This window comes from Shewanella zhuhaiensis (assembly GCF_022484835.1).
Lineage (GTDB): Bacteria > Pseudomonadota > Gammaproteobacteria > Enterobacterales > Shewanellaceae > Shewanella > Shewanella khirikhana.
Genome location: NZ_JAKUDL010000001.1, coordinates 1,199,373 through 1,211,650, shown reverse-complemented (window position 1 = coordinate 1,211,650; position 12,278 = coordinate 1,199,373). Strand labels below are relative to the sequence as shown.

The 12,278-nt window shown below is 49.7% G+C and carries 9 protein-coding genes; all 9 read right to left on the bottom strand.

All coding sequences use genetic code 11. The annotated features are described in order from the left end of the window. On the bottom strand, positions 1–621 hold the full coding sequence (locus MJ923_RS05115) for an energy transducer TonB (protein ID WP_126166378.1): 621 nt from the start codon (positions 619–621) through the stop codon (positions 1–3). A 2-nt stretch (positions 622–623) separates the two neighbouring features. Further along, complete coding sequence (locus tag MJ923_RS05110) at positions 624–1,028, bottom strand: ExbD/TolR family protein (RefSeq protein WP_011759373.1); 405 nt, start codon at positions 1,026–1,028, stop codon at positions 624–626. Positions 1,029–1,041: 13 nt separating this feature from the next. Next, complete coding sequence (locus MJ923_RS05105) at positions 1,042–1,569, bottom strand: MotA/TolQ/ExbB proton channel family protein (protein ID WP_126166377.1); 528 nt, start codon at positions 1,567–1,569, stop codon at positions 1,042–1,044. Then, positions 1,569–2,924: a MotA/TolQ/ExbB proton channel family protein gene (locus tag MJ923_RS05100; RefSeq protein ID WP_240590151.1), complete on the bottom strand. Its 1,356-nt coding sequence runs from the start codon at positions 2,922–2,924 to the stop codon at positions 1,569–1,571. The genes MJ923_RS05105 and MJ923_RS05100 overlap by 1 nt, the downstream gene beginning before the upstream one ends. Next, positions 2,924–3,706 (bottom strand): DUF3450 domain-containing protein, encoded by a 783-nt coding sequence (locus MJ923_RS05095; RefSeq protein ID WP_126166375.1) that lies wholly within the window; start codon positions 3,704–3,706, stop codon positions 2,924–2,926. The genes MJ923_RS05100 and MJ923_RS05095 overlap by 1 nt, the downstream gene beginning before the upstream one ends. A gap of 310 nt (positions 3,707–4,016) precedes the next feature. After that, positions 4,017–4,268, bottom strand: coding sequence for a hypothetical protein (locus tag MJ923_RS05090; RefSeq protein WP_240590150.1), 252 nt, complete (start codon positions 4,266–4,268; stop codon positions 4,017–4,019). A 61-nt stretch (positions 4,269–4,329) separates the two neighbouring features. Continuing rightward, positions 4,330–7,227, bottom strand: coding sequence for a TonB-dependent receptor plug domain-containing protein (locus MJ923_RS05085; protein ID WP_240590149.1), 2,898 nt, complete (start codon positions 7,225–7,227; stop codon positions 4,330–4,332). A 363-nt stretch (positions 7,228–7,590) separates the two neighbouring features. After that, on the bottom strand, positions 7,591–10,542 hold the full coding sequence (locus tag MJ923_RS05080; protein WP_240590148.1) for a TonB-dependent receptor domain-containing protein: 2,952 nt from the start codon (positions 10,540–10,542) through the stop codon (positions 7,591–7,593). 452 nt (positions 10,543–10,994) lie between these two features. Then, positions 10,995–12,203, bottom strand: a complete 1,209-nt coding sequence (locus MJ923_RS05075; RefSeq protein ID WP_240590147.1) for a porin — start codon at positions 12,201–12,203, stop codon at positions 10,995–10,997. Positions 12,204–12,278 lie beyond the last annotated feature (75 nt).

Genomic DNA, 12,278 nt, shown 5'->3' with positions numbered 1-12,278 from the left:
TTATTTGCCTCCCTTATCCAGTTTAAAGTCCAACTGTACAGTCATACCGGTTTGCTTCTGGGCTTGGCCATCAACAACCTTTGGCTTGTACTTCCACTTTTTGAGCGCGCGAATCGCTTCTTTATCGAATACACGCTTGGGTTCTGCGGCGATAACTTCAACGTCATCAACACCACCAATCTCGTTAATGGTGAAGCGCAGCTGTACCCAACCTTCCTTACCGTCACGTGCCGCAGCAATAGGATACTGAGGTTCGATACGCACGATTGGCGTTGCGTCGCCATCGCGGGTCATCATGTTACCCAGTTTAAACCCAGTGCTGGCACCACCGGCCTCAAGGCCACCCATGTTAAAGGTAAGGCCACCGTCGATGTTAGTCGACGTGTCTGGCGGAGTGGTATCCGGCTTTGGCGGCTGCTCTGGTGGTGGGGGTGGCTTAGGCACCACCCTCGGCTTGTTCTGCGCCTTCGCATCCTGCCTGTCCATAGTGATTTCAATCACTGGGGACTCGGTGGAGTTATCGTGGCGCGTGGCGCCACCTCCGACCAAGGCAGCCATGAACCAGAACAAACCAAATGTCACCAAAGCACCAATAATGATAGATACTAGTGCTCTCAACATAATTAGTCGTTCCCCGCAGATACCGCGATCTTGTCGATACCGGCAGCCTTCACCTGGTCCAGAACCTTAACAACGATGCCGTGTTGGGCTTCTTTGTCGGCCTGGATCAGAACAGAGGCTTCCGGCGCTTCCGCCAGCATACGTTCAACGTTTGCAGTGACGCGCTCGATGTCAACCTGACGGTTTTCCATCATGATCACACCAGTCTTGCTTACACCGATAAAGATGTTAGCAGATGGCTTCTTGGTCGCCTGTGCTGCCGGAGGCTTGTTGTAGTCCAAACCAGATGGCTTCACGAACGAAGTAGTTACGATGAAGAAGATCAGCATGATGAACACGATGTCGAGCATCGGGGTCATGTCGATTTGAGCTTCCTCGTCTACGCTGGAATGCTTTTTACGAGCCATGTTAAATCTCTCTTTAGTGGTGTGGCAGGCTGTCTTTCAGCCGCTCAAGGCTAATTCTCATTTTGGCATCCAGACGGGTACTGAAGAATACCCCTGAGAGTGCCGCAACCATCCCAGCCATAGTTGGCATAGTTGCTTGAGAGATACCAGCCGCCATCATACGAGCATTACTGGTGCCCTGTACTGCCATCACATCGAACACTGTGATCATACCGGTAACGGTACCGAGCAGACCAATCATGGGGCAAAGCGCCACTAAGGTCTTGATCATCAGCATACGCGCGTTCATATCTTGCTTCGCTTGGGATACCCAAGCTTCACGGATACGGTGAGCATACCAGGAAGTTGTTTCTTCCCTGGCTTCCCATGCAGAGATGATGGCCAGATGCTCTTTTGGTGCTACCCAGTTCAGGTACCAAAAGCGCTCTAACATCAACACCCACATGACAAACAGCACAACCGCTACAAGCCAGAGGACGTCGCCCCCGGTGGCCATGAAGCCCCTGACGGAATCCCAAACATCCATCAGGAATAGCATCATTAGTTAGCCCTCTTCTCAGCGTGTTCAGCAATGATACCCGCACTCTGCTCTTCGAGAGTTTGTACGATAGTCTTGCTGCGAGCTACCACGATAGCGTGAACCAGCATCAGTGGCAGTGCGGCAACCAGACCCTGTACTGTGGTAACCAGCGCCATAGAGATACCGCCGGCCATCAGTTTTGGATCGCCAGTACCGAACAGCTGGATGCTCTGGAAGGTTGCAATCATACCGGTTACGGTACCCAGCAGACCCATCATAGGAGCGATAGCGGCCAGTACTTTGATGATAGAGATACGAGTCTCAATCGCAGGAGTTTCTTTCAGGATGGCTTCATCCAGTTTCAGCTCCAGAGTTTCAACGTCGGCGTCTTTGTTGTCCTGATACACTTTCAGGATACGGCCCAGAGCGTTGTTGCCTGGGTTGGCCACGTTCTTGGACTGAGCCTTAACTTTAGAACCGATCACGAACAGAGTCAGCAGACGCTCAAGACCAATCAGCAGACCCAGAGCCAGAATACCGATGATGATGTAACCGATAGGACCACCGGCTTCGATACGGTCTTCGAAAGAGGCTTTCTGAGTGAAGATGTTCAGCAGAGTACCGCGAGCTGGGTCGATATACATCTTCTCAGCACCACTGGTAGCGGCTTCCCACTTGGCGATTGGTGCAACCTGGTAGCCTTCTGGCTGAGCAGACAGCTGCTGGATCAGACCCAGTTCTGTGTTGTAAACAACATACTTGCCATCGGCAGTCAGGTTGAATGCACCGATACGGTGTACAGTGGTGTTCACTACGTTACCGTCGATGTCGGTTACGGCAGCTTCGAACTTAACCACTTTGCCAGACTCAGCCATTTCGAACAGCTGCTCTTGCCAGAACTTTTCCAGTTCTTCGATTTTTGGCAGCTGCTTGCGAGAACCCAGGTCAGCGATGAACACATCACGCTTAGGGTACTGAGCAGAAACGTTAGAACCTACCAGCTTACCAGCGAAATCACCGGCTTCACCTTTAACAACACCGAACATCTCACCCAGGTCACCCTGAGCAGTTTTCAGATCTTCTTCGAGCTGAGCGATTTTACGCTCGTTGTCGATGAAGGCTTGGTTCAAGTCTTTGCCACGCTGCTTTTCGGCAGCCAGGGCAGATTTTTCACGCTGCAGCAGAGCCGCTTTATCACCACGCTCAGCTTTGAACTCGGCTTCGCGCTTAGCGTTGACTTTGCCTTCAGCTACACGCTCGGTTTTCACCTGCTGCAGCAGCTGATCGATAGTCTTTGGCGCGTCGGCAGCACTAACCATACCGGCAGTGAGTGACAGACTGGCCGCAACAACGGCGGTAGAAATTAGCTTCTTCATTATTTTGCAGTCTCCGCAGCTGGAATTGGTAACGCAAAGAGGTCAAGAGCGCCCTGCTTACGGGCAATGCGGATGCCTTTGGTCAGCTCACGCAGGTGGCTGTCTTCCAGCTTGTCCCAACCTTTGGTTTCAGTGTTGTACATCCAACCGGTCTTCTGGTCCAAGCTCTGAGCATACAGAGCAACACGGCCCAGGTTGAAGAAGTCAACCAGCACTTCTTTACCGTCGAGGTTCAACTTACCAGTGTTAACTGCAACGAAAGTGCCGTACTCACGCTCGATGCTGTAAGCATCCAGGATAAGACGATATTTTTCGGCCAAGGTAACTTCAGCAGTGCTGAGGAGGTTTTTCAGGTTATCAATACGCTCTTTGCGTACTTCGGTGTTGAATGGCAGGTCCAGAGCAACAAACTGCTCCAGTGACTCAACCATTTTAAACATCAGGGGCACAACACCCTGACGCAGCTTATCAACACCGTTGATGTCGTCCTGGATAGACGTCATGGTCTTTTGCTGGTCAGCAACCAGCGAAGCCAGGTAGTCGTTGTAGGCTTTCAGCGCTTCGCGCTCATCAGCGACAGAGCCGTATTCAAACAGCATGTCCTGAGCCTGATCAAAGTAGCCATCTACTTTTTTCTGAGATGCAGCCGCATCGGCGTGGATCTGGGCATCGGCTTTCTGAACCTCTTTCAGAGGATCTGCAACTACCAGGTTGCTGCCGGCCAGAGCCAACGCGCCAACGAGTGCAGTAGCGATTTTGGTTCTATTGCTTACCTTGGACATAGTTCCCAACCAATTTGAAGTGAATAAAGGTTTAACTTACGAGTAACTCAGACGGTTTGACGGGTCAAACGCCCGTTTATCACACATAAGTTGGTCTTTCTCTTGTGATTGTTAGAGTTTTCTTCCCTTTCCTATGCCCCGCAGGGCATAGACCCGCTCGCATCATTTCACAAAATGTTGACCTGTGTCAATAAGAGTGGCTGGCCTCCATTAAATGGAGTCATTTGCTTTTTGCCCCCCCAAAAAACTCTCATTTGCTCGGAAAGAACCGGTGCAAAATGGCTAAATTGTAATAGCTCAGACCTAATACTCAGTTCCCTGAAAGTGTGCCAGTCTTTCGTAGTTTTTTATCCATCATCCGTTCTGCTTCTTTTCTATCCGCCTCTGCCTGTTCAGCTGTCCGGCAGACTTTCGTTTTACGGTTGCTTCCCGTCCGATACATCATCTCACAACGAACACCTGTTTCCGCTGACTCGCCTGCATCTCGATTTTTGAACATATCCTGTGATGATTCACACCCACCGACCAACACCAGCATTACTACGACTAAGAGCGTCTTCATTACATACCTCCACATGAAAAAAAAGGGTGCTGTATCAGCACCCTTTTTGGTTTAACACAAATTAGAACTTAACACCTGCACGCAGGTAGATGAAGCGACCAATCAGATCATAGGTTGCAACATCGGTATTAGCACCGAAAGCTGAGTACACAAATGGCGGCTCTTCATCAAACAGGTTGTCAACACCCACAGTAAAGCTCAAGTGATCTGTTGCTGCCCAGTTAGTTTGGAGGTCAACCACAACATTCGAGCCAGTATCACGCTCAAATGGGTCAGTCCACCAACCTTTCTCGGTCTCAACAACACTACTGATATAGCGGGTAACCAGAGTGGTATCGAAATCGCCAACGCTCCAACCGATTGTGAAGTTAGTTTTCAGATCAGCAAAGTTACCATCGTGGTCAGATTCAAATCTTCCAGCATGCTCAACTACCTGACCAAGTGCCAGTTCCTTATCATACTCAAGCAGATAGGTACCGTCCAAGCCCAGACTCCAATCACCGAAGCCTGTTTCAAAGCTGTAGCGGAAGTCAAAGTCGATACCAGAAGTCTGAATACCACCCACGTTTACTGTATAGTCATCTACAGAGATGATTGAACCTGCTGCAGCGCTATCCGCGCCAAAACGTTTGATAGTGTTACAGTATTCGCCTTGCTCGAAACATCCATTCAAGCGAGTAGCAGTACCTACTGTAGAAATCGCATTCTTCAGATCAATTTCCCAGTAATCCACTGTCATGGACAGATTTTCAATGAAGTCAGGGTTGTAAACAAAACCAACTGTCAGTACATCTGCTGTCTCGGGGCCGAGATCGACTAAACCATTCCAGTTTTCTGCGCCGCCGCCATAAGTCGGGATCTGCTCAACACCACCAGAGTCATATCCATTCGCAGGAACACCGGTAGCAACACAATTTGCCCAGTTAGGAGAGGCCTTCAGTGCAGCATACTCCGCGTCGGTGTAGAAGTTGGCATCACATGGATCTACAGCCTCTGGGTAACCTAAGCTTGCGCCACCAAACAAATCTGAAGTGGTAGGTGCACGGAAAGCATCAGAAATGGTGGCTCGAACCATCAGAGTTTCAACCGGCATCCACTTGATACCTAACTTACCACTGGTGTTGGTACCAAAAGTGCTGTAGTCGGAATAACGTAAAGCAGCTTCAACATCCAGCATGTGAGCCAAAGGCTTATCAGCAAGGATTGGAATGATTACTTCACCGAAGAACTCCTGAACATCATATCCACCGTTAGTGCCAACAGCAGAACCTGCGGTAGTGATACCCTGAAGAATCAAAGAATCAGGAGTATAAGAACCTGACTCTTTACGATATTCCCAACCTGCAGCAAAGCCTACTGAACCCGCTGGTAAATCGAACAAATCCCCAGACACTACTGCCTGTACAACTTCCTGACTGTTACGACCCAATTCGGTGGTGTTGTAGTCGCCAGAAATGTACTGCAGCATATCAGCAGTAATTTCGGTATCAGTACCTGGAACACCGAATACGTTCAAGGGCACGCAACCATCAATTACGTTATTGTCTGAATCCAAACAAACCAATTGAGAACCGCTGCCATCTACTACCGGGTTACCAGCACCATCAACAATGAGATTGCCGTTACCATCAAGCCAACCAGTAGGACCAACCGCTTCAGCTACGCGATCCAAATTAAAGTAGCCTTGACCTCGGGTAGTTGCATCACTTTGCCCCCAAGTGTAAGCAACTTCCCAATCCCAACCATTTGAGAGTACACCGTTAAAACCTACAGCAGTGCGGAAGGTCTTATAGTCGCGCATGTCAGCACGGCCACCGGTTTCAAGCATACGACGTCGCCAATCAGCGATTTCATAGGCATTGCCATTCGCATCTTTAGGACCGTACTTCTGGTTGTAATAGTTATTCGGAGAGTATGGAGCTTCCTGACCAAAGAACACCAACGGTGCCAGAGGCTCTGGAGCGAGAAGACGATTACCTACAGTCTGAACGTAATTTCCTTCAGCAAACGCATTCACTTCGCCGAGAAACCCAAATTCACCCAATGTGTAATTGGCGAAAAGAGATGCATAACGACGAGTACTTGGCGTCTGCAGGTAGTTTACAGGGTTATAGTTGTATGAATCTGTACCGCCGTCATAGGCTCGCCAATCACCATAGTCAGGACCACGGCTCACACGTCCATCGGCAGTGTTATAGTTACCCCACGGTGGCGCAGAAGAACCACCTGGCTCGGTATGACCATCGGGGTAGGCACGCAATTCGAATTCTGAGAATTCACGGTCACCCATGAAGGCGTCGCCCTGGGTATTATAGCCCAAAGCAACAACTACGTTACCACGATCACTTGCAGTGCCGAAGGTCACATCTACGCCCTTTTGAGTCGCATCACCTTTGTCGCTGCCACCGTAGTTAACTTTAAATTCAAAGCCTTCAAAGTCGTCTTTAGTGATGATGTTCACAACACCAGCAATGGCATCAGAACCATAAGTGGCGGATGCACCATCTTTTAACACTTCCACGCGTTTAACAATTGCAGTTGGAATAGTGTTCAAGTCAACAGAAGAGTTAGCACCACCACCACCGGCGACGACACGACGTCCGTTAATCAGCACCAGTGTACGATCAGAACCAATACCACGCAGCGAAAAGCGGGTACTGGAATCACCACCATTGTTAGTTTGGGTATTAACCGCCGCGCCTGCAGAGGAAGTGAGGTTTTGCAACAAATCACCAACGTTATTAACGCTCATCTTTTCAATAGCTGCAGCGTCAATCGAAGTTACGGGGTTTGCGCCTTCCATATCGGTACGCTTAATGCGCGACCCCGTCACTTCAATGCGCTCAACCTTTTCCCCTTCATCAGCAGCAAAGGCTGCAGGCAGAGCAAAAGCAGATGTGGCCGCACCAGCGACCAGAGCAAAACGTACAGATTTTGCCAGCATGCTGTTCTTAAGCATCGTCAATCTCCCTGGATCTAAATTTATCTTTTTTGTTTTACATGAATGATGACGCCCTGAAACCAGTTTGCCACCACCGCATCACACAACTGCGATACATTTTCACTCGCAATGTAACCACATATGCAACAAGTATTCAACACTTAGATACAGATGCAACACCTGCGTATACACTGGAATAGCGGGGTTCAGACTAATAATTGAACACTGGCTATTATCAGGAAGATCATTACAGGACTGGAGTTATGCAAAAGTGCTTTAGTCAATGGATGCAAAAACCTTTGTAAAGGCATTCGAGTACCATGAGCACTGTTAACAAAAAGCCCGGCATGTGCCGGGCTTTTTCCTTTAAAATACTTTAACTTAGAAAGTCAGCCTTACACCTGCGTAATATCTGCGGCCGATCGCATCATAGGTACCGGCATCGGTTTCGGCGCCGGTAACGTTGCCAGGCAGGCCCGTGATGATAGCTGGAGGCTCGTTATCAAACACATTGTTCACACCAACATAAAACTCAGTTGAGTTAAATGGGCGGTAAGCAATGTTAAAGTCGTGATAGGTTTCAGAGCCAACGCCCACAGACTCGGGTGCCAGGTCGTATCCAGAGAGGAAACCATCGTCGAGATAAGACTTGCCGATAAAGGTGGTATTCCACGCCACGGTAAGGTCTTCCCAAGTGTAGCCTAGGGACAGGTAGAACTTGTCTTCGGGTGCACCGATTTCGCCAACAAACGGATCTTTTTCTGAACCTGGCAGCGGGATACTATAACCATCGAGCAGATGGGTGTATGCCAAACGGGCGTTCACCTGACCAGCAAGACCGTAATCGCCAAAATCTTTTGCGTATGTAACCACCAGGTCCACACCTTCGGTAGCGTAGCCACCGCTGTTGGTTGAGCCTGAGTCAATATACTCAAGGGAACCGACGCTGTTCGCGCCTGTGCCTTTGCTACGGCGGGTGATAAATGAACACACGCTGGTGTCGCCGCCATAGCACTGGTCCAGAATGAATTGACGTGGGGTATCCACAATGGCGTCTTCAATTTCGATATCGAAGTAATCGACACTGAAATCAAAGTCTTCCAGTACTGCCAAACCTTCCGGCGAAACGGTCACGCCGAATGTCCAGGATTTGCCCTTCTCTTCCTGCAGATCCGGATTGCCACGATCGTAGCCACTGATCCCCTGCAAATCGCCCTGAGTCAGGGTAAATTTGCCATTGGCCTGAATGTTAGCAAGAACCGACGCATCCGCTCGGCAGGCCTCGGCCTGAGCACCGGGCGTAGTCATGGTCACATCCAAACAGGGGTCAGTCAGGCCGTTGGGATAGGTTTGGCTTGGTGGTGAATAGAGCTCATTGATATTAGGCGCACGGGTTGACTGGGCGCGAATGGCACGGAAACGCACCGATTCGATTGGCGCCCAATCCAGCGCAAGGTTCCAACTTTGAGTATCGCCCACGGTAGAGTAATCAGAATAACGGATTGCACCACGTAAATTCAGCTGATTAGCCAGGAACACGTCGGCCAAAATAGGCACATTCACTTCGGTAAAGTATTCAATTACATCGAACTTGCCTTCAGTACGAGGGATGGCGTTACCTGCGTTCAGACCCGCTTGCTGCAGCGCATCAAATTCGCTGCGGGAATACTCTTCCCGATACTCAATACCACCGGCCAAACCAACAAAGCCTGCTGGCAATTCGAACAGATCGCCACTGACGTTTACGCCAGCCAACTTTTGCGAGGTGAAAGTAGAAAGTAACCCCGGCGCATTAATGTATTTGGCAGCTTCCGGACTAATGGCACCGTTGCCGAAGATGTTAACAGGTACACAACCCTGAGTACGCGCGTTGGCATCTTTACACACCAGATTGCCATCCTGATCGCGGTAAGCTTCGAGCGCGTTTCGGAAGTTGAGCACGTTAACCTGACCGCCGGAGACCTGTGACTCCTTAGTGGCACCATAGCCATAGAAGGCATCCAGATACCAGCCCGCGCCAATCTCGCCCTCAATACCTGCAAGAATACGGAAAGTATCACGATCAGCGGTTGCACCACGGTTACCAATATCCGCCATACGGCGAGTAAAGTAGATATCCCTGAAGCCATCTCCGTCGGTATCAGTGGCAGCATTGAATATCGCATCGGGCACGAATGGATTGCGAACAGTGGTCATCTGACCATTCATCATGGCTTCAAATTCAATGGGTATCTGGCCGCCACTGGACTTCAAAATATCTTCTGAAGACAAGGCAAATGGCTCGAGTTCGGTCTTGGTCTGGGTGCCGGCGTAAGTCCCCTCCATGTAAGCACTCCAACCATCGGCAAACTCGTACTTACCACTGGTTGCCAGCAGATAGCGCTCGGTTGGGATCGCAATGGTTCGGTACTGGCTACGATTGTAACCATTGGCTTCAGCGGTATCGGAACCGTTGGTAGACCAACCCTCAAACAGTTTACCGTTTTTATCGTAGGTAAACTCCTTGTCACCAGCCCAGAAATGGCCTTGCGGTGCGTAACTGGAATAGAAAGGACGGACAGGAGTGAACATGTCTTCTGCAGCACCGGTCACGTAAGCACCCAAAGAGGCCTGGTCAACGGCGGAGCGCTCCCGGTCTCTTGAGAACACAGCACCTTGATCGGTATAGGCACCGTGGATCATGATATTGCCTTTGCCATTCGCTGAGGAAGTACCCATGGTGAACTGTACCTGCGTCTCTTCCGAGTCACCCTCAGCGCTCTGCCCTGTTTGAGCCTCAAACTCAATGCCTTCAAATTCTTTCTTATAGATGATGTTCACCACACCGGCTACCGCATCGGAACCGTAAACAGCCGATGCACCGCCGGTCATCACTTCCACACGCTCAATAAATTGAGTCGGGATGGAGTTCAGGTCTACTGCGGTGGAGCCGGGAACACCCGATACAAAGCGTCGGCCATTCACCAACACCAGCGTACGGGAGGTACCCAGGTTTCTCAGATCAACGGTGGCAACACCACCACTGGATGTGGAAAAGTTGGAGTTGGTACGGCTGATTGCCGGTGTACCAAAGGCGGGGTTTTTCAGCAGCAGTTCCTGAATATTCGCTACGCTGCTGGAATCAATGTCGGCGGCATCAATGGTTTGCACAGGCGAGAACCCCTGAAGATCGGTGCCGCGAAGGCGAGAGCCGGTAACTTCAATTTTCTCAACCTTGCTGCTGTCAATCTGCCCTTCTGTTGCGTTTTCTTCTGCAGCAACTGAAAGCGTTGAATAACTCGTTCCAGCCAGCCCCAGAATAATGGCATGTGTCAATTTGCTTTTCGTAAGCATTGTCAATCTCCCTTGACTTTAATTCTTATGCGGCGTTATTCCGCATCAAAAATAAATCACACGGGAAACATATGAACAACAGACTCAAAACACTTATTTACACATGTAAAACCAATAACAATAAATAAACATTAAAGATACAAATGAAAGTGCCAAAAAAATACACTAACCGATGCAAATCAGCCACATGCAATAAGAACGACATCCCATATAATCAAGTGTAAACAATTTTACCTCATCCCTGTGTAACACCTTTGCCAATATCATTATATCGAGCGAGTTATTTAGCCAAAAAACTTACCAAAGGTATGTCAGTCGATACTTAGCTCCAATAGAGAACCATGATTTAGTTGCACCTATATGGTTCATCGAAAGTAATTTAGACCAATAAAAAAGCCGGGCATATGCCCGGCTTAATAAACTGATAACAAATTACTCGATTGGCTTTCTGCTTAGAGCGAGTAACGGATACCGATGGCGATGCCGTCGTCTTCCGACAGGGCCATTCTGGCTTCCTGCTCTTGATCTGCACTGGAGAAGTCACTGAAGTCTTTGCGACCTTCCACGTAAAGCACTGTGTCTTTGTCCCAGATGTAGTGCAAACCAGCTACCACGAACTGACGCTTGAACACGTCGTTTGGATCAGCATTGTAGTTTGGCTGGATCACGTAGTCGCTGCCGGCATCCAGCAGGTTGTAAGATACGAAGGTGCGGAAGCCGTTTTCAAACTTGTACGAAAACAGGGTTTCAACACCGTAGGCTTCCTTGATAAGACGACCTATGTTGTCTGTATCGTGGTTTTCGTTGTAGTTCACGTTGGCAGAGGCGTAGAAACCATCGGCATCAAAGTTGCCCCAGGTCACGCCCATACCGTAGATGAGGTCAACGGCAGTGATACGCTCGCCGTTACCATAGGTCACGTCGAACTCGCCGCGATTGGCACCCACGGCAATGGCCAGTTTATCCATGGCCTGCCAGGTAACTGCGCCGCCATAGGTGTAGTTGTATTCCACCTGCTGGGCAGCACGCTCGCCGGCGTTCCACTTGTCTTCACAGGCTTCCTGGGTGATATCATCGAAATCACAGGTAAAGAAGGTGCTGTTTTTCAGCTGCGCCTGCACAGCAAAGCTGAAATCGCCAAACGTGTTGCGATACTGCACCACTTTGTCACCACGACCAACACCGTTTACGGCGCCGTCGTCTTTGTTATAGGTGTACACGCCGGCGGCGTTACCGTCCCAAACAAAGCCATAGTTGGTGCCATACACCACGTCGTACCAGGCACCCCATTGCTTACCAATGGTCAGCGTACCCCAGGTATCGTGGCTCAAACCGGCGTAGCCAAGACGGTTATAGAAGAACTCGTCCTGTACTGACTCAAATTTGTTGTTGTAAACGATTTCGCTGCTGCCAAAGGGGTTAATGCCCCACTCCACCAGTGCAAAGGCTTTCCAATCGTTGCTGAGCTGACGTTCGAAGCCAAAATTAATTCGCGAGGCACCGTTCACCACTTCCGTGGTGTCTTGCGTGTTGATGACGCGAGCGTCGATAAAGCCGCCGATAGATACGGCATTTTTGTCATCTTTGTAGATTTCAATGGCCGAAGCCGTTGGAATGGTCAGCAGTGCGATGATGCTGCTGGCTAACATGGTCTTGTTCATGGGTGCCTAACCTTTCTATTTGAGCCGCAGGACATATCCGTAATTTTATTTCCATCCTGGTCCTGCGCAGATTAG